Origin of the sequence: Mesorhizobium sp. B2-7-3 (genome assembly GCF_006440715.1) — a bacterium.
GTDB classification, from domain to species: domain Bacteria; phylum Pseudomonadota; class Alphaproteobacteria; order Rhizobiales; family Rhizobiaceae; genus Mesorhizobium; species Mesorhizobium australicum.
In genome coordinates, this window is the sequence record NZ_VFTY01000010.1 from 165,752 (window position 1) to 190,010 (window position 24,259).

The window sequence follows — 24,259 nt, forward strand, 5'->3', positions numbered from 1 at the left end:
GCGGCACAATGACCGGAACGAAACGATCAAGCGAGGGGCTGGACGCCCATCGCCGCAAGCTGTTGTTCCGTTCCTGGCATCGCGGCATGCGCGAGATGGACCTCATCCTCGGCACCTTCGCCGATGCCGAGATCGGCACCTTGACCACCGAGGAAATCGACCAATATGAGAGGCTCCTCGATATTGCCGACACGGAATTCCTGCCGCTGGTTACGGGCGAACGCCCGGTGCCGGCGGAGATCGACTGTGCCGTCCTGCAAAAAATCCTGGCGTCCCGCCGGACCATGACTTTCTGAACACAAGCAATTCCAGGAAAAGTGCGCAGCGGTTTTCCCATGGGAATTGCGACAAACAAGACCGTGATTTGATGGCTCTCATTCCCACCATTGGCTTGCCGAAGGGCCGCGCCGGCCAGTTCATCGTCGACGGTGTCGCGGACGGCTACGAGGCTTTCGCGCTGGTGCAGACGGCGCTCGAGATCGCGCCCGACAAGCCGGTGCTGTTCGTGGCCCGCGACGGCCAGCGCCTGCCTTCGATCATCGAGGCGCTGTCCTTCGTCGCGCCGGGCCTGCCTGTGCTAGAACTGCCTGCCTGGGACTGCCTGCCATACGACCGTGTCTCGCCCGGTTCGGATGCCGCCGCCAAGCGCCTCGATGCGCTGACCGCCATGATCGCACTGGCGAAGAAACCGCACCGTGCCGTAATTCTCACCACCGCCAATGCGCTGCTGCAGCGCATTCCGCCCGCGGAGCTTGTCGAGGCCCAAACCTTCCACGCCAGGCCCGGCAACCAGATCGACATGAATGCGCTGATCGCGCGGCTGGAGACGTCGGGATTCGAGCGGGTGCCGACCGTGCGCGGCATCGGCGAATTCGCGGTGCGCGGCGGCATTCTCGACCTCTTTGCGCCCGGCTGGAGCGAGGCGCTGAGGCTTGATTTCTTCGGCGACACGCTGGAATCGATCCGCGTCTTCGATGCCGCCACGCAGCGCACCACCGGCCAGCGCAAGTCGATGGCGCTTCAGGCGATGAGCGAGGTGGCGCTGACGCCCGAAACCATCAGCCGCTTCCGCCGCTCTTATATCGAGGCTTTCGGCGCGCCCCAGCGTGACGACGGCCTCTATGCGGCGGTCAGCGAGGGCCGGCGCTTCGCGGGCATGGAGCATTGGCTGCCGTTCTTCTACGAGCGACTGGAGACGGTGTTCGATTACCTGCACGACGCACCCGTGGTTTTCGACCATCTGGCACATGAGGCGCTGGCCGAGCGCCATACGCTGATCCTCGATCACTACGAGGCGCGCAAAAAGCAGGCTGACGCGGCGCTCAAGGATGCGGTCCCCTACAAGCCGGTGGCGCCGGATCTGCTCTATCTCTCGCCGGAGAATTTGAAGGCTTCGCTTGGCGAGCGCGAAGACATCGACTTTAGCGTGTTCGACGCGCCGGACCTGGGGAGCAAGAAAGTCTTCCACGCCGGCTCGCGCCATGGCCGCAGCTTCGTCGAGGAGCGAGCCGATCCGAACGTCAATGTCTTCGATGTCGTCGTCCGGCACATAGCCGACGAGCGCGCGGCGCGCCGCCGCGTCATTATCGCTGGCTGGACCGAGGGCTCGCTCGACCGCCTTGGCCAGATCCTGGCCGAGCACCATCTCGGCAATCTTAAGCAGGTCGAGACGCTGGCGGAGGCCGAACAGCTCGAGCCCGGACAGGCCGCATTGGCGGTTTTGCCACTGGAATCCGGCTTCGAGACTGAAAAGCTGGTTGTCGTCGCCGAACAGGACATTCTGGGCGACCGGCTGATCCGGCGTTCGAAGCGCAAGAAGCGCGCGTCCGACTTCATTGCCGAAGCCTCGGCCTTGTCGGCCGGCGATATTGTCGTCCATGCCGACCATGGCATTGGTCGTTTCATCGGCCTGCGCACCATTGAGGCGGTTGGCGCGCCGCATGACTGCCTGGAAATCCACTATGCCGGCGACGACCGGCTGTTCCTGCCGGTGGAAAACATCGAGCTGCTGTCGCGCTATGGCTCCGACACGGCCGAAGCGACGCTGGACAAGCTGGGCGGCGGCGCCTGGCAGTCGCGCAAGGCGAAGCTGAAGCGGCGCCTGCTCGACATGGCCGGACAACTGATCCGCATCGCCGCCGAGCGGCAGATGCGGGCCGCACCGGCCCTGGTGCCGGCCGAAGGCCTCTATGACGAGTTCGCCGCCCGGTTCCCTTACGAGGAAACCGACGACCAGCAGACGGCCATCGACTCGGTACGTGACGATCTCGGCGCGGGCAGGCCGATGGACCGGCTGATCTGCGGCGATGTCGGCTTCGGCAAGACCGAAGTGGCGCTGCGCGCCGCCTTTATCGCGGCGATGGAAGGGTTTCAGGTCGCGGTGGTGGTGCCGACGACCCTGTTGTCGCGTCAGCATTTCAAGACATTCTCGCAGCGTTTCTCAGGGCTTCCCATCCGTGTCGCCCAGGCGTCACGGCTGGTGGGCTCAAAGGAATTAGCGGAGACCAAGAAGGGCATTGCCGAAGGGCAGGTCGATATCGTTATCGGCACCCATGCGCTGCTGGGCTCCGCGATTTCGTTCAAGAATCTCGGCCTGCTGATCATCGACGAGGAGCAGCATTTTGGCGTCAAGCATAAGGAACGGCTGAAGGACCTGAAGACCGACGTCCATGTTCTGACCCTGTCGGCGACGCCGATCCCGCGCACGCTGCAACTGGCGCTGACGGGCGTGCGCGAACTGTCGCTGATCGCCACGCCACCGGTCGACCGCATGGCGGTGCGCACCTTCATCTCGCCCTTCGACCCGCTGGTCATTCGCGAGACGTTGTTGCGCGAGCGCTACCGAGGGGGCCATTCCTTCTATGTCGTTCCGCGTATCAGCGATCTGGCGGAAATCCATGATTTCCTGAAGGAATCTGTTCCTGAGCTGAAGGTAGCGGTGGCGCATGGGCAGATGCCACCGGGCGAACTCGACGACATCATGAACGCGTTCTACGACGGCCAGTACGATGTGCTTTTGTCGACGACCATCGTCGAATCCGGACTCGACATCCCGACCGCAAACACGCTGATCATCCACCGCGCCGACATGTTCGGCCTGTCGCAGCTCTATCAGTTGCGCGGCCGCGTCGGGCGCTCGAAGGTGCGCGCCTATGCGCTGTTCACCCTGCCGGCCAACCGCAAGCTCACCGACACTGCCGAGCGCCGTCTGAAGGTACTGCAGTCGCTCGACACGCTCGGCGCCGGTTTCCAGCTCGCCAGCCATGACCTGGATATCAGGGGCGCCGGCAACCTGCTGGGGGAGGAACAGTCCGGGCACATCAAGGAGGTCGGTTTCGAGCTCTACCAGCAGATGCTGGAGGAAGCGGTCGCCGAGGTGAAGGATTCCGGCGAGGTGCAGGATGGCGGATGGTCGCCGCAGATCGCCGTCGGCACGGCGGTGATGATCCCGGAAGGCTACGTGCCGGACCTACAGCTCAGGCTGGCGCTTTACCGCCGTCTCGGCGATCTCGAAAACACCGAGGAGATCGACGCCTTCGGCGCCGAACTGATCGACCGTTTCGGCCCGTTGCCGGAGGAAGTGAAACATCTCCTCAAGATCGTCTTCATCAAGGCGCTGTGCCGCAAGGCCAATGTCGAGAAGCTCGATGCCGGGCCGAAGGGTATCGTCATCCATTTCCGCAAGCGCGAGTTCTCGAACCCGGTCGGGCTGGTCAAGTATATTGGCGAGCAGGGTTCGCTGGCCAAGATCAGGGCCGACCATAGCGTGGTCTTCATCCGCGACTGGCCGACGGCGGAGAAGCGTCTGGCGGGCTCGGCCGTGGTCATGACGCAGCTGGCGCGACTGGTGGAGAAGGCAGCCTGATCTCGCCTTTCGGGCCGTCCAGGGCGCGTCAGCCATTCGCCAGCACCGAAATTCCGGTCTAGAATAGGAAATCGGCTTCGTGTATGGAGCCGCCACCCCAGTTTGGGGCGGGAAATGGCGGGCGAGGGTGTCCGCTGGAAAGAGCGTTTGGGTGCAACGATGATGAAATGGTCGCCGAATTCGTGGAGAGCAAAGCCGATCAAGCAAGTTCCCGCCTATCCGGACCTTGCCGCGCTGAAGAACACGGAAGCCCAACTCGCCACCTTCCCGCCGCTGGTCTTTGCCGGCGAGGCGCGCAAGCTGAAGAAGCAGTTGGCGGCGGTTGCCGCCGGCGAAGCCTTCCTGCTCCAGGGTGGTGATTGCGCGGAGAGTTTTGCCGAGCATGGCGCCGACAACATACGCGACTTCTTCCGCGTCTTCCTGCAGATGTCCGTGGTGCTGACCTTCGCCGGTGCGCAGCCCGTGGTGAAGGTTGGCCGTGTCGCCGGCCAGTTCGCCAAGCCGCGCTCGTCCGACAACGAGACCAAGGGCGAGGTGACGCTGCCGAGCTATCGCGGCGACATCATCAACGGCATCGAGTTCGACCAGAAGTCGCGCATTCCCGATCCCGCCCGCCAGGAAATGGCCTACCGCCAGTCGGCGGCCACGCTCAACCTCCTGCGTGCCTTCGCGCAGGGCGGTTATGCCAGCCTGGAGAATGTGCATCGCTGGATGCTCGGCTTCGTCTCCGACAGCCCGCAGGGCGAGAAATACGAGTCGCTTGCCAACCGCATCACCGAGACGATGGATTTCATGCGCGCGGTCGGCATTACGTCCGAAACCAATTTCGCGCTGCGCGAAACCGACTTCTACACCAGCCACGAGGCCCTGCTGCTCGGCTACGAGGAGGCGCTGACCCGTGTCGATTCGACCTCGGGCGACTGGTACGCCACGTCGGGTCACATGATCTGGATCGGCGACCGCACGCGTCAACCCGACCACGCCCATGTCGAATATTGCCGCGGCATCAAGAACCCGCTCGGCCTGAAATGCGGTCCGTCGCTGACGCCGGACGGCCTCCTGGAACTGATCGACCTGCTGAACCCCGAGAACGAGCCGGGGCGGCTGACGCTGATCGCCCGCTTCGGTTCGGACAAGGTTGCCGACCATTTGCCGAAGCTGGTGCGCGCTGTGCAGAAGGAGGGCCGCAGCGTGGTCTGGTCGTCGGATCCGATGCATGGCAACACGATCGAGGCGGCCGGCTACAAGACACGGCCCTTCGACCGCATCCTGAAGGAGGTGCAGACCTTCTTCGAGGTGCACCGCGCCGAAGGCACGCATCCGGGCGGCATCCATGTCGAGATGACCGGCAAGAACGTCACCGAATGCACCGGTGGCGCCCGTGCCATCACCGCCGAGGAGTTGCAGGACCGCTATCACACCCATTGCGATCCGCGTCTCAACGCCGACCAGGCGATCGAACTGGCCTTCCTGGTCTCGGACCTCTTGAAGAAGAGCCATCCGGTGCAGCACAAGCAAGCGGTCAACGGCTGATCTCGGCCAATTGGAACCGATAAAGGAAAGGCGCCTGGGAAACCGGCGCCTTTTTTATTGCAACTTCGGTTTGTGCTTCCGACCGTGTCGGCGCAACCGGCAAAAGCGAAAGCCTCAGTCTTTCTTGTAAAGCAGCCAGCTTTTGCTGGCGCGCCCTGCCATGGCTGAATGCCTGGTGACGCGGTTGCGCCCGCTGACCTTGGAGCGGTAGAGCGCCCGATCCGCCTTGGTGTAGAGGTCTTCGGGGCCTTCGGCCTCTGATGCCATGCAGATGCCCATCGATACCGTCACGGTGCCGTAATTCATGCCGGTCTGGCTGCTGGTGAACGGCGTCTGCTCGACCAGGGCGCGAATGCGTTCCGCGATCTCGTAGGTTGCGTCCTCGCTGGCGCCCTCGATGATCAGCGCGAACTCCTCGCCGCCGGTTCGGGCGACGAACATGTCGCCGCGGATGCTGGTCTGCAAAATCTCGGCGATGATCTGGATGATCTTGTCGCCGACAGGATGGCCATAGCGGTCATTAATGTCCTTGAACCGGTCGATGTCGACAAGGACAAGGGCATTGAACAGAATACCCTTGTTGCTGTTGTAGATCCTGGTGATTTCCTTGTCGAAAGCGCGACGATTCCAGATCTGGGTCAACGGATCCGTATCGGCCAGCCGCTTGTATTCCTCGAGCTTCGACTTGACGCTCTCAAGCTCCGCCGTCTTGTCGCTAAGCGTCGAGGCGACCTGCCGGCCGTGATCGATCGTCGAATTGGTTGCGATCGTCATTGCGTTGGCGATCTTTTGCAGAAGATCCTGGGAGAGAAGGCTGCGGTTGCTCAGGCCACTGGATGTCTCGTCGAGGATCCTGCCGTATTTTTCGATATGGCTGCGCTCGCTGCGCAGAAGCGACGCGACCTCCTCAAGCTCCTTGGCGATGACGTCCCGGGCATGCTCGATGATGCCGGGGCCATGATTATGGGCAAAGAAAGCGCGCCCGATCTGATCCAGCTCATCCTGCGTCGGCCGGCTGCTCAGCGACAAGACGGCAAGACCGAGCTCGCGGTTGGTGCCGCTCAGGGCCTCATAGAAGATCTCGTAGTTGCGCGGCAGGCCGAGCACGCCAAGCTGGCGCATGGTGGCCACGACTGTGCTTGCGATCTCAGTGTTTCGTTCGGTCTGGGTGGCCGCCGGCTGCATGGTTGTTCGCTCTTCCCTTGGGAACGCGCCTGAACTTGGCGCATATCCATCATCGCTGACGCGGGGACGCCACCCATTCGAAGCCGACACACGAAAAGGCGCGTCCCCACACGCGACCTTCGATGGAGATCACCATAGATGCAGTAGCGCTAAAGTTTCCTTAATCGGCAGAACTCACGCCTTTTCGCTACATCAGGCTGCATGCGTCCAACCAGACTATCAACCTCCAGGCAGCGCTGATTGGCGGCGTTGCATGCAAATTCGCGGCTGAGCGAAACTGAACTTCGGATTTTCCACAACAACAGATGTCGCAATTGCTTACGCATGACGGCCGCAAAGCTGGAATGCTGGTGCCTTCGTCAGACTACAGTTTAGGGGAGAAACCCAGTGCGGGAGAGTCACCAGGGATCATGCCTGTGCGGAGCGGTCCGCTTCCGGACAAGTGGGGCACTGCGTGGCGTCGTCTACTGCCATTGTTCGCAATGCCGCAAACAGAGCGGGCATTTCTATGCCGCGACCAATGTTGCCGATACCGACATCGTGATCGAAGGCACGGAAAGCATCACTTGGTATGAAGCGTCCGGGTTCGCCAAGCGCGGCTTTTGCAAGACATGCGGGTCGCTGCTGTTCTGGAAGGCAATGGACCAAGACCATATCTCGGTCATGGCGGGATCGTTCGACAAGCCGACAGCGCTCGAGGGCGAATGTCATATCTTCGTCGGCGACAAGGGCGACTATTATTCGATCGACGATGGGCTGCCGCAGTTTGAAAAGTCGACACCGGCCATACCGGTAGCCGAATGAAATTTGGACGATCCGCCTTATTCCATTGATCGGGGCATTGCTTTATCCCGGGCCGGTGATTCCGAGAGGGGCCTTGGCATGCAGCGGCTGATCGATGCTTTTATCAATTCGGTGCGGGCATTTCGCAAGCTTGCGGTTAGCGAGAAGGCTTTCCAGCAGGAACTGATGCTGCTGGTGCTGGCCTTGCCCGCTGGCTGGTTCGTTTCGGTGTCTTGGCGCGGTTACGCGCTGCTGATCGGCGCGGTGCTCCTCTTGATCATGGTCGAAGTGCTGAACACGGGCATCGAGGCGGCGTGCGACGCAATTTCTCGTGAATTCCATATCGATATCCAGCTCGCCAAGGATTGCGGCTCGCTGGCGGTGCTGATTTCTGTGGTGATTGCCGGCGGCGTCTGGGGCATCGCTCTCATCGAGCGCATAACGGGGGTGCCGATCTGAAGCTTTGATGCCTATATGACGGTCACCAAAGGAGACCGTCATGGCAGAGGTCACGAATTCATCGCTTCTCGAACGCCTGGGCCTGCCGGACGACCTGCGCTGGCTGGCCGACAAATATCCCCGCGAAAACTGGCAGGCTCACGCCAACATTCACGGCATGGCCAATATGTGGCTGCAGCGGCACGACATGTTCCGCGAACTCGGCGGCATGCTCACCGGCGGCATTGGCAACTATCGCGAAGGCAGACTGACGGCCCCCGATTTCGCGCGCTGGTTCGCGCCGCGCCTCAACCATTTTCTCGGGCATCTCGACGGCCACCACAATGTCGAGGACTACCAGTATTTCCCGGCCTTCACCAAGGCGGAGCCCCGTCTGAAGCGCGGTTTCGAGATTCTCGATGCCGACCACCACACCATCCATGAAGGATTGGAGCGCAACGCCGAGGCGGCGAACGCCTTCATCCGCACACTTCAGGAGAGTGAGGACAAGCAGCGCTTCGCCGCCGATGCCTATGCCGACGAAAACAACCGTCTGATCGCGATGCTGACCCGGCATTTGGCCGATGAGGAGGACCTGATCATCCCGCTCATCCTCGATCGGGGGGACCAGGCGCTCGGCATCGACTGACGGTCAAAACTCCTTGTCGCGCTCCCGCTTGGCGACATGGCGGGCGACAAACCAGGCAAGCACGGCCACGGCAAGGCCGATGCCGAGCCCGACGAACAGCCGCTCGTGCTGGATCACCGCCTGGCCAATCAACTGCTCGGCTCCCAATCCGAAGACATAGCCGATCGTGCTGAACAGGACCGCCCAGATGACCGAGGAAATGGCGTTGAGGATGACGAAGCGCGGCGCCGCTATGGTCGAAAGGCCGGCCGCGATGCCGCCGACCAGGCGCATGCCGTAGACATAGCGGTTCGACAGCACGAAGATGTTGGGATGGGTGTTGAGCAGGCGGTAGGCGCGGCGAAAGCCAGGCCGCCGGCGCAGCCTGACGACATGGCGATTGTCGGCGAAACTTCTGCCGAGGATGAAGAAAAAGGTGTCGCCAGCGAAGGCGCCCAGCGCTGCCGCGACGAAGGCATGCCACAGCACGAAAACATGCTGGTGGGCGAAGAAGCCTCCCAGGATCGCGGCACTTTCGCCTTCGGCCACGCAGCCTAGAAAAACCGCCAGCAACCCGTATTGCTCGATGAAATGGTGGATCGCTTCGGTCATGAGGCCGACTGCTGTGACAGTCTTTCGTCGATCCGCTTGACCAGTTCGGCCAGCCGCACGATTTCGTCGCGCATGCCGATGATCTGGCTGTGGCGCAGTTCGTCCAGCTTCTCATGCAGCGCCATGATCTCGATCTCGGCCTTCAGATTGACCTCGTAATCATGGGCGGCATCGATGCGGTCGCGTTCGGTCTGGCGGTTCTGCGCCATCATGATCACCGGCGCCTGCAATGCGGCGACCATCGACAGGACGAGGTTGAGGAAGATGAAGGGGTAGGGGTCGAATGCATCGCGCGACAACAGCCAGACATTGGCTGATGTCCACACGATCAGGAAGGCGATGAAGGTCAGGATGAACGACCAGGAGCCGCCGATGCGGGCGATCGTATCGGCAAGGCGGTCGCCAAAAGTCTGGTGGAAAGCGACGGCCTTGTTGGTGTCCCTGGTGACGGTGGTACGCTCGATGGTGCTTTGCAGCACCCGGTTTTCCAACTGGCTCAGCCCATCCGGCTTCCGCTTCAGCCAACGGTTCGCCAGGTCGTCGATGGTCTTGTTCATGGCCGTCTCCAAGCGCTTTGCTGCGCTAAAGCGCGTCGCGTCGAAGCGGATTGAGGCGACGCGCTTTAGGTTTTTGCTTTTATGCATGTCGTCTTCCCAAAACCGAGGTCACTTTTGGGCGACATGCATTAGAGGTAGAGGCTGCCGGCCCGGGCGGGAAGTGCTAGATTGAGGCGAACCGAGGGGGACCGATGGCCGACTTCAAGAAAATTCGGGCTCGCGCGGCAAATCGCAAGGGCGGTGAGGCGGAACTGACCTCGCTGTTGGGTCCGATACCCGACAATGCGGCGGTGGCCAACGTCACCGACGACCGTATCCTCTCGACCATGGCCGAGCGCGTCTTCGCCGCCGGTTTCGTCTGGCGCGTCATCGAGCAGAAATGGCCCGGTTTCGAGGAAGCGTTCCTGCGCTTCGAGCCGAAGCGGCTTTTGTTCCAGCCCGACGATTTCTGGCACGACCTGGCCTCGGACCAGCGCATCGTGCGCAATCCGCAGAAGATCAGGTCCGTTCGCGACAACGCCGCCTTCGTCGAGCGCGTGTCCCGGGAACATGGCGGCTTCGGCAATTTTCTCGCCGAATGGCCCGCCGATGACCAGGTCGGGCTGATGGCCTATCTCGGCAAGCATGGCAGCCGGCTCGGCGGCAACACCGGCCAGTATTTCTTGCGCTGGCTGGGCTGGGATGCTTTCGTCATTTCGGCCGACATGGCGGCAGCCCTTCGCGACGCGGGCCTCGACATCGCGGACAACCCGACATCGAAGAAGGACCTCGACAAGATCCAGGTCCAGATCAACCGATGGGCCGATGAGACAGGGCTGCCGCGCCGGCATCTCTCGCGCATCCTGGCCATGTCGATCGGCGAAAACCACTCTCCGCAATCGCTGCGCGAGTATATGGGCGACGATTGACGGGCTGAATTGGTCCAAACGAACGCCATTGCGAGGTGAATTCCGCCGCGCTAAGTCAGCAGCATGACCAAGAAGCTCGACATACTGCGTATCGCCATCGCCCAGCTCAACCCGACTGTCGGCGACGTCGCCGGCAACCTCGCCAAGGCGCGCGAGGCGAGGGCGGATGCCGCCCGCCAGGGCGCCGATCTCGTGCTCTATACCGAGCTTTTCCTCGCCGGCTATCCGCCGGAGGATCTGGTGCTCAAGCCGGCCTTCCTCAAGGCATGCGAGCGGGCAGCACAGGATTTTGCCGCGGACACCGCCGATGGCGGTCCCGGCGTCATCATCGGCACGCCGCTGAAGCGCAAGAGCGGCACGCATAATTCCATCGTCTTCGCCGATGGCGGCAAGATCATCGCCGAACGCTACAAGCTCGACCTGCCCAATTACGGCGAATTCGACGAGAAGCGCGTCTTCCAGGCCGGGCCCGAGATCCAGGGACCGGTCAACTTCCGCGGCGTGCGCATCGGCATACCGATCTGCGAGGACATCTGGGGCGACGTCGCGGTCTGCGAGACGCTGGCCGAAAGCGGCGCGGAAATCCTGCTGGTGCCGAACGGGTCGCCCTATTATCGCGCCAAGATCGACGTTCGCCACCAGGTCGTGATCAAGCAAGTCATCGAATGCGGCCTGCCGATGATCTATGCCAACCAGCTCGGCGGCCAGGACGAGCTGATCTTCGACGGCGCCTCCTTCGCCATCGGGGCGGACAAGACGCTCGCCTTCCAGATGAGTCAGTTCGAGGATGCGGTCGACGTCACCACCTGGAAACGTACCGATGATGGCTGGGTCTGTTCGGAAGGACCGATGTCGAAAATCCCGGACAAGGAGGAGGCCGACTACCGCGCCTGCATGCTCGGCCTGCGCGATTACGTCAACAAGAACGGCTTCAAGAATGTGGTGCTTGGCCTTTCCGGCGGCATCGATTCCGCGATCTGTGCCGCATTGGCCGTCGATGCGCTGGGCGAGGAACGGCTGCGTGCCGTCATGATGCCTTATCGCTACACTTCGAAGGATTCCCTCAAGGACGCCGAGGACTGCGCCCGCGCCCTCGGCTGCCGCTATGACATCGTGCCGATCTTCGAGCCCGTCGAAGGCTTTTTGCATGCGCTGACGCAATTGTTCGAAGGCACCAAGGAAGGCATCACCGAGGAGAATTTGCAGAGCCGCGCGCGCGGCACCATCCTGATGGCGATCTCCAACAAATTCGGCTCGATGGTCGTCACTACGGGCAACAAGAGCGAGATGTCGGTCGGCTACGCCACGCTCTACGGCGACATGAATGGCGGCTTCAATCCGATCAAGGACCTTTACAAGATGCAGGTCTACGCGCTCTCGCGCTGGCGCAACAGCCATGTGCCGCCGGGTGCGCTCGGGCCTTCGGGCGAGGTGATCCCGAAGAACATCATCGACAAGGCGCCATCGGCCGAATTGCGCGAGAACCAGACCGACCAGGATTCGCTGCCGCCCTATCCGGTGCTGGACGACATCCTCGAATGCCTGGTCGAGAACGAGATGGGCGTCGACGACATCGTCTCGCGCGGCCATGACCGGGCGACGGTGGCGCGCATCGAACATCTGCTCTACATCGCCGAGTACAAGCGCAGGCAGGCGGCACCGGGTGTGAAGATCACCAGGAAGAATTTTGGCCGCGACCGCCGCTATCCCATCACCAATCGTTTCAGGGATCGTGGCTGAAGCGCAGTTCGTCTGCTGGGCGAAAATACGCGGCATGGCGGGATAGGGATACCAGCATGCCTGACTGTGAAATCAGCTTCGACCTCTCACGGATCGACTTTCGTGCGACCTCCGACCTGTTGATGGAAAGCTACTGGGGAGCTGGACGCAGCGACGAGTTCCATCGCCGGGCCTTTGCCAACTCGTTCTGCGCCGCCGCCTACATCGCCGGCAAACAGGTCGGTTTCGGCAGGGCGATCACCGACCGCACGGTATTCGCCTATCTCGCGGATATCATCGTCTGGCCCGAGCATCGCGGGCAGGGCGTCGGCTTGCGGCTGGTGCGGACACTCATCGACCATGCTGAACTCAGCACCGTCTCGCATTGGAGCCTGTCGACCAGCGACGCGCATGGGGTCTATGAAAAGCTGGGTTTCAAGGCATCGATGGATGGGCGATACATGCGCCTCGATCGTGCGCCGCATGCCGGGTGAACGACGGGCGACGGCGATAGGCGGGGATAGCGACTGTTGCAAAATCGCCTCATCGGCTGGGCCAGAGATGCTTTTGGCCATGGCTTGCCTTGGCGCGCAATCGAAGCACCCCTATAAGAGCCTTTCCGCGATTCCCTTCAGGGAGGACCGAATGCTAGGATTTGACATCGTTATGCGAGGCCGCGAGGCCTAGGTCTGCGCCGGTGTTCCGAAGTATCGGAACCATACCGGGCGTAGAAAAGGCATTTGCCGCTGCCAGTCGCCGCCCCTGGGCAGGCGACCAACCATAGCCGAACCTCCGCATTCATGGGCAATTCGCCCCGGCGCGGTTTTTCAACCTTCGACCTTTATTTGGGATCGGGCTCGTTTTGCGCCCGAATGACATCATGGCTCGTTTCAAGATCGATTTGCGCGCGAGCGCCTTTCGCAGCGTTCTTGGCTTCACACTTACCCATTGGCGGCGTCAGCCTTGGCGGCTCTCGCTCATTATTGGCGGTTTCCTGCTGTCGACGCTGGCCGACGTGCTGACGCCGCTCTACTCCGGTCGGCTGGTCGATGCTGTCGCCAGCAGCGCCGGAGCGGATGCCATTGCCTGGAACGCCGCCATGACGGCATTTTTCTTCTTGATGGCGCTGGCGCTGACTGGCGTCGTGTTGCGCAATCTTGCCTTCATGGGCATCGTGGAGCTGACACTCAAGATGATGGCCGACATCGCGGCCGACGCCTTCCATCGCGTTCAGCGCTTTTCGACCGACTGGCATGCCAACTCGTTTGCCGGCTCGACGGTGCGCAAGGTGACGCGCGGCATGTGGGCGCTCGACCTGCTCAACGACACGATCCTGATCGCGCTGCTGCCGTCGGTGGTCATGCTCGCCGGCTCGACGCTGCTGCTCGGCTGGTTCTGGCCGCTGATGGGCGTGGTCGTCGCGGCCGGCTCCCTGCTGTTCATCACGGTGACGGCCATGTTGTCGCTTGGCTATGTCGCGCCCGCGGCAAGGCTTGCGAACACCTGGGACACGCGCCTCGGCGGCTCGCTGGCCGACGCGGTCAGCTGCAATGCCGTGGTCAAGGGCTTTGGCGCCGAGACGCGCGAAGAGCGCCGCCTCGCCAGGGTGGTCGCCAAATGGCGCGAGCGCACGCGGCGCACCTGGGTGCGCGGCACCATCAACGGCACCACCCAAGGGGCGCTGCTGCTGGTCATGCGGGCCGCCGTGATCGGCCTGGCGCTGATGCTGTGGTCGTGGGGGCAGGCGAGCGCCGGCGATGTCGCTTTCGTGCTGACCTCGTTCTTCGTGCTGCAAGGCTATTTGCGCGATATCGGCACGCATATCCGCAATTTGCAGCGTTCGATCAACGACATGGAGGAACTGGTCGATTTCCAGTCCGAACCGCTCGGCATCGAAGACAGGCCCGGCGCCGAACCGATTGCCATCACGCAGGGCCACATCGCCTTCGACAACGTCACCTTTCACTACGGCAATCACCGGTCGCCGCTCTACCGTGACTTTTCGGTGGATATCGCGCCGGGCGAGCGTGTCGGCCTCGTCGGTCACTCGGGTTCGGGCAAGACCACATTCGTCAAGCTCATCCAGCGGCTCTATGACGTGAATGCGGGAAAGATCGTGATCGATGGCCAGGATATCTCACAGGTCGCCCAGGCGTCGCTGCGCGGCCAGATCGCCATCGTTCAGCAGGAACCGATCCTGTTCCACCGGTCGCTGGCCGAAAATATCGCCTATGCCAGGCCAAGCGCGACGCAGGGGGAGATCGAGCATGCCGCCAGGCTGGCGAGCGCGCATGACTTCATCACCAGCCTGCCGAAGGGCTATGGGACGCTGGTCGGCGAACGTGGCGTGAAACTGTCGGGCGGCGAGCGCCAGCGCGTGGCGATCGCCCGCGCTTTCCTGGCCGATGCGCGCATCCTGATCCTGGACGAGGCGACGTCGAGCCTCGATTCGGAATCGGAGGTGCTCATCCAGCAGGCGATGGAACGGCTGATGGTCGGCCGCACGACACTGGTCATCGCGCATCGGCTTTCGACGGTGCGGGCGCTCGACAGACTGCTGGTCTTCGATCGCGGCAAGATCGTCGAGGAAGGCTCGCATGACGAGTTGATCCGGCTGAAGGGCGGCATCTACCGCCGCCTGTTCGAGCGCCAGGCGCTGGAACTTACCAAGGGCCTCGTGATGTGATCCGAGGTGGCCTCCGGCTGCCGGGGGCCACCTCTATCGGTTGCCATAAGCCGGCGAGCCATGTGGCGCTCGCAATCGCAGCGCGAAGCCAAAGTCCCAAGTGCGGACGTCTGTTTACGTTACCGGCCGAGATTCGTTGTTTCCACTTTTGGTTGCTGTACTCTGTAAAAGCAACCTGTTCGGTGTTTACGATGCATCTCGTTTCCGCAAATGCCGGCGCGCAAAAGGTGACGGCCCCGTCGGTGCTGGACTCCCAGCACGGCTCGGTTCGGCCACTCGCCGCCGAAGATCTCGAGCGCGTCGCGGCACTCTTCCTGACGAAGTTTCGCCGCCGCCGCCGTCACCTCCTCGATCGCGCTATCGAGGAGACGGCCGAATACATGAGAAAGATCTATCTTGACCCCGCCGGCCTGTCCGGTGCGAGCAGCGCTCTTGTCCAGATCAACCGGCAGGGGGATCTGGGCGGGTTCCTCGGCGTCCTGAAAGCCCGTTACGAGTTCAACGGCGCTGGATTGAATGCGGCGATCGTCGGTCCGTTCATGGCCGACACCGGCGCCGACGATGGCTCGGCAGGACCGCAATTGCTGCGCGCCTTGCACCAAGGCGAATTCGATCTGCAACTGACGGATTCGGCCAACCGGGTCTCCCTGGCCTTCGCGCGACCGATGAAATACCAGCTCCTGCCGGTCCACTGCCTGGGATGGACCTGCATCTTGCGGCCAGCCGCGATGGCCGCCGCCGCGCTGCACCGTAAATGGCCCGGCCTGCCTCGCTTGGCACTCGATCCCTGCGCGAGAGCATTCGACGCTGTCGCGAAGCGAAGGTTCGGATCGCCTTTCCAGCCTTCATCGTCGCATCGGGTCCATGCCGAGCCGATCAATGCCGCGCAGTTTGCCGAGCGGCTGCCGACCCTTCTCTCCGATTACGCTCTTCGGCCGAGTTGGAAGGACGGCGAACTGCCGCGGCTGCTCGCGCTGGCGGCCGAGAAGCGGGCCGACGGACCACTTCATTTCGGCGGGACTTACGATGAGACAGGCAAAATGCTCGGTTGCTATGCCTTTTACGGCCGAGTCGGAGACATGGCGGTCCTGCTGCAAATCCAGGCTTCCGGACACCACTGGGGCGCGACGCTGGACGGCCTCGTCGCGGCAGCGCGGGATATGGGCTGCGCAGGCATCACCGGGCAGACCCAGGACAAGTTCATGCCTCACCTCTTCGGCTACAGGAATGTCTTCTTCCGCTATGCCGGCGGAACGATGGTCCGCTCGCGAATCGCCGAGGTCACGCAAGCGGTCCGCTCCGGCGACATCGCTATCGGCGGCTTGATGGGCGACCGCTGGACCCGCCTGAGTTCAGACGACTTCGGCCGCTGATCGTCGTCAACCACCTGTTCGTCGGCTCCGCTGGCCGCTTGCCCTCTCACGGCGGGGTCTTGCGCCAGCTGAGGCGTGCCGGCCCGGTCTTTTCATTCCAGCCGCCATGTTCTATGTCTGCGGCACAGCGCGGGGGCGCATCTTGTCAATCATAAAGGCATCCGGTACGCCCCGCTCATGACAGTTACCGTTCGTTTCGCCCCGTCACCGACCGGCCGCATCCACATCGGCAATGCGCGCACCGCTCTGTTCAACTGGCTGTTTGCCCTCAACAACAAGGGCCGCTTCATCCAGCGCTTCGACGACACCGACATCGCCCGCTCGAAGCAGGAATTCGCCGACGCCATCCTTTACGACCTGCACTGGCTGGGCATTTTCCCGGATGCCACCGAGTATCAGTCGCGGCGCTTCGAAATCTATGACGCGGCGGTGGAGCGGCTGAAGACGGCGGGCGTTCTTTACGCCTGCTACGAAACGCCGGAAGAACTCGATCTCAGGCGCAAGGTGCGCCGCACGCGGGGCCTGCCGCCGGTCTATGGCCGCGAGGCATTGGCGCTGACGACAGAGCAGGTGGCCGAATATCAGGCCGATGGACGCCGGCCCCACTGGCGTTTCCTGCTGCCCAATTTCTCCGGCGATCCGCTGCAGCCGGAGCGCACCGAGATCAGCTGGGACGATTTGGTGCGTGGCGAGGAGATGGTGGATCTGGCCTCGCTGTCCGATCCGGTGCTGGTGCGTGAGGACGGCACCTATCTCTACACGCTGCCCTCCGTCGTCGATGACATGGAGATGGGTGTCAGCCATGTCATCCGCGGCGACGATCATGTCACGAACACCGGCGTGCAAATCGCCCTGTTCAAGGCGCTGGGTGCCGAGCCGCCCGTCTTCGGCCACCACAATCTCCTGACCACCGTCTCGGGCGAGGGGCTGTCGAAGCGCACCGGCGCACTTTCCATCGAGAGCCTGCGTGAAGACGGCATCGAGCCGATGGCCGTCGCTTCGCTGGCCGTACTGGTCGGCACGTCGGAGAATGTCGCGGCCGCGCATGACCTGACCGAACTCGCCGGCCATTTCGACCCGGCCGCGACCTCGAAATCGTCCTCCAAGTTCGATCCGGCCGAATTGTTCGTGCTCAACCGGGTGCTGCTGCATCACATGCCGTTCGACGAGGCGCGGGACCGGCTGATGGTGCTGGGTATTTCCGGCGAACAGGCCGAACCATTCTGGCTGGCGGTGCGCGGCAATCTTGACCGGCTGGCGGATGCGGTTGCCTGGTGGCGCGTTCTGCGCGAAGGGCCGCGGGAGAAGCCCGACTTTTCCGACGACGACCGCGATTTTCTGCACCAGGCGCTCGATCTCCTGCCTGAGGAGCCGTGGAACGGGACGATCTGGAAGGATTGGACCGGCAAGATCAGGGAAGCGACCGGCCGCAAGGGCAAGGCGCTGTTCATGCCGCTCAGGCTTGCCCTTACTGGACTGCCTTCGGGGCCGGAGCTTGCAGATCTATTGCCCCTGATGGGTCGGGAAGGAACGTTGGCCCGACGACCCTGACCTTGCGCTGGTCCGGAGGCACGGCAGAAACCGGCGATGTCACAGGCTTGGCCGAGAGGCGCTTGATGGCCTCACGGTCGAGCCCGCCGTCCCTGTTGGCCAGGGTCTCCGGGTCGGCACCCGGATCGGGCTTTAAGGCCGGCACCGGAACGAGCGGTGCCGCTTCCGGTTCGGGCTGTGACTGTTGGGGGCTTGGCGAGTTGCCGCCAATGATCTGGAAATTCTGCGCGGCGTTGCAGCCGCACGCGGGCGGCCGCGACATGTCGGGCTGCTTGTAGAGATAGGCGGTCGGCAATTCGCCGTAGGGCCTGCCGGTGGCCGATGACATCATCGATGCCGAATCATCGTCCATGCCGCGCGAATAGAAGACCTGCATCTCGGTGCCGGGGCAGGCCGATTCGCAATTCTTCTGGTCGCGCTCGAAATCGCCGGCCGAGGCGGCATTCGACATGGGGAAGAAATAGCCGTCGCAAGTGCGCACGCAACTGGTGTGGAACTCGCCGCCGCTGCTCGCAACGTCCGGACTGCCGGGCTGGTTCAGGACGCGGCCGACATCGCGTTCCTCCCCGGAATCGTCAGGCTGGTCCAATGTATCGATCTGGCGGTCGTCGCCGCCGAAAAGCTGGTCGAAGAGATTGGCATTGCCTCCATCTTCACGATTCGCTTCCAGCGGAGGCTCGCGGCGCGGCGCAACCGCATCGTCACGACAGTCATTGGCATCGAGCGCCGCCAGGATACGGCCCCGGTCGCGGCGTGAACTGCCGCCGGCGAGTTGGGCGCGCTTGGCCTGCAGACTGTTGAGATTGGCGCTCATGCGCTCGATGGTGGCGTTGAGCCCGGCACACCGGTTGATGTTGCGGGAAAATAGTGAAAACCCGCAACCGGCATTGTCCGCCTGGCTGCGGGCCTTGGAGATCTGTTCGCGCTGCCGGTCGATGGCCGCATCGTATTTGCGGATCATTGCCGGACCGCCGCCGCCACGCGAAGCCGCGGCGAGCTCGGCCTCCAGTTGACGGCAGACCCGCGAAGCGGCCTGCGGCTCGCTGACCACGGCGCCGGACAGCAGAAGGCCAAGCAGCACGGCAGCATGCGCCTGCTTCAAACCTCCGCTCGCCATCCGCCTCGATCCCGCTTGCCTGTGGTCGCCAAGGCTACCCCGTTCGCGGTTAATCGTCCATTTCGGAAGTTGCTTAGTTGCCGGCTGAAAGCCGCGCGCATTCTATGTGCCAATCAGTCCGGCAATGGCAGGGTGGGCCATCAGAACTTGTAGTTCATCCCGATCCTGACCGTACTGAACGTGTTGTCGAAAGTCGTATTGGAGTTGGGCGCGTAATTGATCGTCTGATCCCGCAGGTCGACATATCGGTATTCGGCATTTGCCGACCAATGATCGGTGATTGCCTGCTCCAGCCCGGCGCCAATCGTCCAGCCAATTTTGGTGTTCTTTTCGGAATAGCTGTCGGCCGGGCCATCGAGATACTGGTTCTCGACACCTCCGATAGCGAGGCCCCCGGTCCCGTAGACAAGGGTGCTGCCGAACGCATAGCCTGCCCTGGCGCGCATCGATCCGAACCAATCCACCTTGGTGTCGTAGACATCGCCTCCGCCGACATTGACCTCGTCGGAATGCCCCTTGATGTCTGCGCCCGAAATATCGGCCTCGATCCCCAGAACCGCGGAATTGACCTGGTAATCGTAGCCGATCTGGACACCGCCCAGAAAGCCGTCGACGTCGTAGTCCTGCGTGCCCCGGATCGCTGGCGTGTTTGGCACGTTGTAAGTCGCGTCGGTGCTGCCAAAACCATAGCCAAGATGCCCGCCGACATACACGCCGGACCAGTCATGCGCGGCCGACTCCAGCCCGACGGCGTCGGCGGCGAACGCCTGTCCGCCAATCACAGTCAGCATTGCCGAAGCGAGCAACAGGGCTCTCATGACATTTTCACCGCCCGATCAGACGGTGTGACCATATCAAATTGACCCGGTCCGAGAAATCCGCATTCGTCCGATGCCGGATTACTCGGTTAAGAGTTGTCGGTTCGCAACACTCGATCCCGCCAATGCGGTCCGTGGCGCGTCGCCACCACACCTCAATCGGGGCCGGATCAATCCGATCGCGACCGCCGGTTCAGTCCAGATTGGCGATCGCCTGGGCCTTATGCGCGGCTTCGACCACCGCCAGCGCCGTCATGTTGACCACACCGCGCGAGGTCACCGAGGGAGTCAATATGTGCGCCGGCTTGTCGGTGCCGAGCAGGATGGGGCCGACATGCAAGGCATCCATCATGGCCCGCAGCGCCGTCAGCGTGATGTTGGCCGAATCGAGGTTCGGGAACACCAGGAGATTGGCTTCGCCCTTCAGGCGCGAATGCGGATAGACGCGCTGGCGCAGATGCTCCGACAAAGCGGAATCGGCGTGCATTTCGCCGTCGCATTGCAGCTCCGGCGCGATGCGCGCCAGGATCGCCGCGGCCTGACGCATCTTCAGGGCGCTCGGCGAATCGCGCGAGCCGAAATCCGAATGCGACAAGAGCGCCGCCTTCGGCTCGATGCCGAAACGCTGGATTTCTTCCGCCGCCAGCACGGTCATCTCGGCGATCTCGTCGGCCGTCGGGTCGACGGAGACGTGGGTGTCGGTGAGGAAGATGATGCCGCGTTGCGAGATCAGCATGGATAGCGTCGACAGGTCTCGGTCCTTGATGCCGGTGCGCGGCCCAATGATCAGCGTCACATTGCGCAGATGCCGCTCGAAACGGCCTTCGAGGCCGCAGACCATGGCGTCGGCATCGCCGCGCTTCAGCGCAAGTGCGGCGATCACCGTGTTGTCGGTGCGCACCATGGTGCGTGCGGCCTCCGTCGTCACGCCGCGGCGGCCGGCGAGTTCGATCAGGAGGTCGACATAGTGGCGGTAGCGCGGATCGTCCTCCGGGTTGATCAGGCCGAAATCGACCCCGGGCTTGATACGCAGGCCATAGCGCTTCAGCCTGACCTCGATGACGTGCGGCCGGCCGATCAGGATCGGCTCGGCGATGCCTTCCTCAAGCACAACCTGGGCGGCACGCAGTACGCGCTCGTCCTCGCCGTCGGCGTAGATGACGCGCTTGGCGCTGGAGGCCTTGGCGGAAGAGAACACCGGCTTCATCACCAGGCCGGAGCGGAAGACGAAGCGGTTGAGCTTGTCGATATAGGCGGCGAAGTCGGTGATCGGCCGTGTCGCCACACCGGTGTCGCAGGCTGCCTTGGCCACCGCCGGCGCAATGCGCAGGATGAGGCGCGGATCGAAGGGCGAGGGGATCAGGAATTCGGGTCCGAAGACCGGCGTCTCGCTGGAATAGGCGCGCGCGGCGACATCGGAAGGCTCTTCGCGGGCAAGGGCGGCGATGGCCCGCACCGCCGCCATCTTCATCTCCTCGTTGATGGCGCTGGCGCCGCAGTCGAGCGCACCCCTGAAGATGTAGGGGAAGCAAAGCACGTTGTTGACCTGATTGGGAAAATCGGACCGTCCGGTGCAGATCATAGCGTCCGGACGGGCCGCGCGCGCCACTTCCGGCATGATCTCCGGATTGGGATTGGCCAGCGCCAGGATCAGCGGCTTCGGTGCCATGTGTTGCAGCAGTTCCGGCTTCAGCACGCCGGCGGCGGAGAGACCGAGGAAAACATCGGCGCCCGTTATGACGTCGGCCAGGGTGCGCGCGTCGGTGTCCTTCACATAAGGGTCTTTCCAACGGTCCATCTCGTCGACACGGCCCTTGTAAGCGACGCCGAACCGGTCGGTGACCCAGATGTTTTCGACGCGCACGCCGAGGGAAACGAGAAGATTGAGACAGGCTAGTGCGGCAGCACCCGCGCCGGAGGTGACGACCTTGATGTCCGAAATGGTCTTGCCGGCGAATTCCAGCCCGTTGAGCACGGCGGCAGCGACGATGATGGCGGTCCCGTGCTGATCGTCATGGAACACCGGTATGCTCATGCGAGCCTTCAGGCGTTCCTCGACCTCGAAACACTCCGGCGCCTTGATGTCCTCGAGGTTGATGCCGCCGAAGGTCGGCTCCAGAGCGGCAACGGTTTCGACCATGCGCTCGATTTCCGGCGCGTCGATCTCGATGTCGAAGACGTCGATGCCGGCGAACTTCTTGAACAGGACCGCCTTGCCCTCCATCACCGGCTTGGAGGCGAGGGGCCCGATATTGCCGAGGCCGAGCACGGCCGAGCCGTTCGATACGACACCGACGAGGTTGGCGCGCGCCGTGTAGTCGGCGGCGGTTGCCGGATTGTCGCGGATCTCAAGACAAGGCGCCGCCACGCCGGGCGAATAAGCGAGCGCCAGGTCGCGCTGGTTGCCGAGCGGCTTGGTCGCCTGGATCTCGAGCTTTCCCGGCGTCGGGTGCTTGTGGAAATAGAGCGCGGCTTCGTCGAGGTCCGAACGTGCCGTTTTCTTGTTCTCGCCTTCCATGCGGCCGCTCCTCGAAACCTGCTTCGGGAGTCCTTTTAGCATGAGGCCAAGGTTTTTCGCGACGCTAATTGACGCGCCGGCAGCTTTAAGCGCCAGCGCGTCGAAGATCTCTAGATGTCAGGCACTTACGGCTGTTGCATGCCGGATGTTTCCCGCCGCTTTGCCGACATTTCGGTCAGAAAGCGCTGACGTAGAGACCGCCATCGACGGGTATATTCTGCCCGGTCAGGTAGCCGGCATGGACCGAGCAGAGGAAGGCGCAGATCTGGCCGAATTCCTCCGGCGTGCCGAGCCGTTTGGCCGGCACGTCGGCACTGATGCGGGTCTTGCGCGCCGCGGCCGCCTTGGGATCCTCTGGCGTGCCAGCCTCATGCGGGCCGCGCAGTCGGTCAGTGTCGAGCTTGCCGGGCAAGAGACTGTTGATGGTCACGTTGCGCTCGATCACCGTGCGCGCCACGCCGGCGAGAAACGAGGTCAGGCCGGCGCGCGCGCCCGATGACAGGTCGAGGCCGGGTATGGGGACGTAGACCGATAGCGAGGTGATGTTGACGATGCGCCCGAAGCCGCGCGCAGCCATGCCGTCAATGACCGCCTGAACCAGTTCGATCGGCGTCACCATGTTCTGGGTCACGCCTTCGAGGATTTTTCCGCGATCGAGTTCGCGGAAATCGCGCAATGGCGGTCCGCCATTGTTGTTGACGAGGATGTCGGGTTCCGGACAGGCGGCGAGCAGCGCTTTCTGTATCTCCGGCTTAGAAACGTCGCCGACCACTTCCGTCACCGTCACGCCATGGCGCTGGCGCAGTTCCGCGGCGGTTTTCGCGACCAGCTCCGCATTGCGCCCATTGACGACGATGTCGCAGCCCGCCTCGGCCAGCGCCATGGCGCAGCCACGGCCAAGCCCCTTGCTCGAAGCGCAGACGATGGCCTTCTTTCCGCGGATACCGAGATCCATGACGATTTTCTCCTTTGATTTGCCCGGCAGGCTAGCGCCAGCGCTGGACCAATCGCAACCGTCATACGGTTGTTGCATGAATCGGGGCATAGGCTGCTCGAAAGCAAGGGTGAATCCGCGATGTCAGGCCAAGAGCCCCGCACTTTCCGCAGCATGTTCATTTCCGATGTCCATCTGGGCTCGAAGGCGGCGAAGGCCGATTTCCTGATCGACTTCCTGCGCCACCACGATGCCGACATCATCTATCTGGTCGGCGATATCGTCGACGGCTGGCGCCTGAGGCGCAGCTGGCATTGGCCGCAAAGCCACAATGACGTCGTGCAGAAACTGCTGCGCAAGGCGCGCAAGGGCGCCTCGATCACCTATATCGCCGGCAATCACGACGAATTCGCCCGCCAGTTCCAGGGCGTGCATTTCGGCGGCATCGTCGTTGCCGACCGCGCCATCCATGAAACCGCCGATGGCCGGCGGCTGCTGGTCATCCATGGCGACCAGTTCGACACCGTAGTCCACAACCAGCGTTGGCTCGCTTATCTCGGCGACCATGCTTATGACGCCGCCATGCAAGTCAACCGGGTGATCACGCGGTTGCGCCAGCTGCTCGGCCTGCCTTACTGGTCGTTTTCGTCCTGGGCCAAGGTCAAGGTCAAGAAGGCGGTGAACTTCATCGGCTCGTTCCAGACAGTGCTCAGCGAGGAAGCGCGACGCTCGCATGTCGACGGCGTCATCTGCGGGCATATCCACCATGCCGCCATCGAAAGCTATGGCGACGTACAATATATCAACACCGGCGACTGGGTGGAGAGCTGCACCGCCGTGGTCGAGCATTTCGACGGCCGCATGGAAATCCTGACCTGGGCGCATGTATTGCCTGAAGCGCTTGACGAGCCCTTCATCCCGCTGCTGATCGAGGACAGGGTGGTGCAGGCGGCCTGAGGCGGAAGCCGGCCCTGCAATTTCTGGTGTTAATCGACTGGTCCAGCCGGTTTCGTCCGGTTTTTGCTCATGTTAAG

General features: G+C 62.8%; 20 protein-coding genes. 13 read left to right on the top strand and 7 right to left on the bottom strand.

The window, feature by feature from the left end:
- Positions 1–8 precede the first annotated feature (8 nt).
- The 3 genes from FJW04_RS22470 (at position 9) to FJW04_RS22480 (ending at position 5,398) form a co-directional block, all read left to right on the top strand.
- A complete protein-coding gene (locus FJW04_RS22470) occupies positions 9–296 on the top strand; it encodes a succinate dehydrogenase assembly factor 2 (protein WP_140616224.1) in 288 nt (95 codons plus the stop codon).
- A 71-nt stretch (positions 297–367) separates the two neighbouring features.
- Positions 368–3,865, top strand: coding sequence for a transcription-repair coupling factor (gene mfd, locus FJW04_RS22475; RefSeq protein ID WP_140716792.1), 3,498 nt, complete (start codon positions 368–370; stop codon positions 3,863–3,865).
- 159 nt (positions 3,866–4,024) lie between these two features.
- Positions 4,025–5,398: a 3-deoxy-7-phosphoheptulonate synthase class II gene (locus FJW04_RS22480; RefSeq protein ID WP_140716794.1), complete on the top strand. Its 1,374-nt coding sequence runs from the start codon at positions 4,025–4,027 to the stop codon at positions 5,396–5,398.
- A 114-nt stretch (positions 5,399–5,512) separates the two neighbouring features.
- Here FJW04_RS22480 and FJW04_RS22485 read toward each other — a convergent pair whose 3' ends face one another.
- Entirely contained in the window at positions 5,513–6,583 is a 1,071-nt protein-coding gene (locus tag FJW04_RS22485; protein ID WP_140716796.1) for a diguanylate cyclase, read from the bottom strand.
- Positions 6,584–6,970: 387 nt separating this feature from the next.
- Here FJW04_RS22485 and FJW04_RS22490 point away from each other — a divergent pair, with 387 nt between their 5' ends.
- The 3 genes from FJW04_RS22490 to FJW04_RS22500 all read left to right on the top strand — a co-directional run bounded on the left by FJW04_RS22490 (position 6,971) and on the right by FJW04_RS22500 (position 8,453).
- Positions 6,971–7,387 carry a GFA family protein gene (locus tag FJW04_RS22490; protein ID WP_140716798.1) on the top strand — a complete coding sequence of 139 codons (417 nt, stop codon included), beginning with the start codon at positions 6,971–6,973 and terminating at the stop codon, positions 7,385–7,387.
- A 78-nt stretch (positions 7,388–7,465) separates the two neighbouring features.
- Positions 7,466–7,825: a diacylglycerol kinase gene (locus FJW04_RS22495; protein ID WP_015317648.1), complete on the top strand. Its 360-nt coding sequence runs from the start codon at positions 7,466–7,468 to the stop codon at positions 7,823–7,825.
- Between the two features lie 40 nt (positions 7,826–7,865).
- The gene (locus FJW04_RS22500; RefSeq protein ID WP_140716800.1) at positions 7,866–8,453 is read left to right on the top strand and encodes a hemerythrin domain-containing protein; all 588 of its coding nucleotides are present in this window, start codon (positions 7,866–7,868) and stop codon (positions 8,451–8,453) included.
- Positions 8,454–8,456: 3 nt separating this feature from the next.
- Here the strand turns inward: FJW04_RS22500 and FJW04_RS22505 are convergent, their stop codons facing one another.
- Complete coding sequence (locus FJW04_RS22505) at positions 8,457–9,044, bottom strand: DedA family protein (protein WP_140716802.1); 588 nt, start codon at positions 9,042–9,044, stop codon at positions 8,457–8,459.
- Positions 9,041–9,601: a DUF1003 domain-containing protein gene (locus tag FJW04_RS22510; RefSeq protein WP_140716804.1), complete on the bottom strand. Its 561-nt coding sequence runs from the start codon at positions 9,599–9,601 to the stop codon at positions 9,041–9,043. The genes FJW04_RS22505 and FJW04_RS22510 overlap by 4 nt, the downstream gene beginning before the upstream one ends.
- Before the next feature lie 191 nt (positions 9,602–9,792).
- Here FJW04_RS22510 and FJW04_RS22515 point away from each other — a divergent pair, with 191 nt between their 5' ends.
- The 6 genes from FJW04_RS22515 to gltX all read left to right on the top strand — a co-directional run bounded on the left by FJW04_RS22515 (position 9,793) and on the right by gltX (position 17,838).
- Positions 9,793–10,509 carry a DNA-3-methyladenine glycosylase I gene (locus FJW04_RS22515; RefSeq protein WP_140716806.1) on the top strand — a complete coding sequence of 239 codons (717 nt, stop codon included), beginning with the start codon at positions 9,793–9,795 and terminating at the stop codon, positions 10,507–10,509.
- Between the two features lie 63 nt (positions 10,510–10,572).
- Positions 10,573–12,249 (top strand): NAD+ synthase, encoded by a 1,677-nt coding sequence (locus FJW04_RS22520; RefSeq protein ID WP_015317653.1) that lies wholly within the window; start codon positions 10,573–10,575, stop codon positions 12,247–12,249.
- A 56-nt stretch (positions 12,250–12,305) separates the two neighbouring features.
- Positions 12,306–12,722 (top strand): GNAT family N-acetyltransferase, encoded by a 417-nt coding sequence (locus FJW04_RS22525; RefSeq protein ID WP_140716808.1) that lies wholly within the window; start codon positions 12,306–12,308, stop codon positions 12,720–12,722.
- A gap of 386 nt (positions 12,723–13,108) precedes the next feature.
- Complete coding sequence (locus FJW04_RS22530; protein ID WP_140716810.1) at positions 13,109–14,914, top strand: ABC transporter ATP-binding protein; 1,806 nt, start codon at positions 13,109–13,111, stop codon at positions 14,912–14,914.
- Between the two features lie 62 nt (positions 14,915–14,976).
- Positions 14,977–16,287 (top strand): hypothetical protein, encoded by a 1,311-nt coding sequence (locus FJW04_RS22535; protein ID WP_246673963.1) that lies wholly within the window; start codon positions 14,977–14,979, stop codon positions 16,285–16,287.
- A 177-nt stretch (positions 16,288–16,464) separates the two neighbouring features.
- Positions 16,465–17,838 (top strand): glutamate--tRNA ligase, encoded by a 1,374-nt coding sequence (gene gltX / locus FJW04_RS22540; RefSeq protein ID WP_140716812.1) that lies wholly within the window; start codon positions 16,465–16,467, stop codon positions 17,836–17,838.
- Here the strand turns inward: gltX and FJW04_RS22545 are convergent.
- From FJW04_RS22545 to FJW04_RS22560, 4 genes are all read right to left on the bottom strand, one after another.
- The gene (locus tag FJW04_RS22545) at positions 17,756–18,955 is read right to left on the bottom strand and encodes a DUF2865 domain-containing protein (RefSeq protein ID WP_140716814.1); all 1,200 of its coding nucleotides are present in this window, start codon (positions 18,953–18,955) and stop codon (positions 17,756–17,758) included. The two genes, gltX and FJW04_RS22545, sit on opposite strands and share 83 nt — an antisense overlap.
- 140 nt (positions 18,956–19,095) lie before the next feature.
- Positions 19,096–19,773, bottom strand: coding sequence for an outer membrane protein (locus tag FJW04_RS22550; RefSeq protein WP_140716816.1), 678 nt, complete (start codon positions 19,771–19,773; stop codon positions 19,096–19,098).
- A 193-nt stretch (positions 19,774–19,966) separates the two neighbouring features.
- Complete coding sequence (locus FJW04_RS22555; protein ID WP_015317660.1) at positions 19,967–22,291, bottom strand: NADP-dependent malic enzyme; 2,325 nt, start codon at positions 22,289–22,291, stop codon at positions 19,967–19,969.
- A gap of 175 nt (positions 22,292–22,466) precedes the next feature.
- Positions 22,467–23,246, bottom strand: a complete 780-nt coding sequence (locus tag FJW04_RS22560; protein WP_140664287.1) for an SDR family oxidoreductase — start codon at positions 23,244–23,246, stop codon at positions 22,467–22,469.
- A 120-nt stretch (positions 23,247–23,366) separates the two neighbouring features.
- Here FJW04_RS22560 and FJW04_RS22565 point away from each other — a divergent pair, with 120 nt between their 5' ends.
- The gene (locus tag FJW04_RS22565; RefSeq protein ID WP_140716818.1) at positions 23,367–24,182 is read left to right on the top strand and encodes a UDP-2,3-diacylglucosamine diphosphatase; all 816 of its coding nucleotides are present in this window, start codon (positions 23,367–23,369) and stop codon (positions 24,180–24,182) included.
- Positions 24,183–24,259 lie beyond the last annotated feature (77 nt).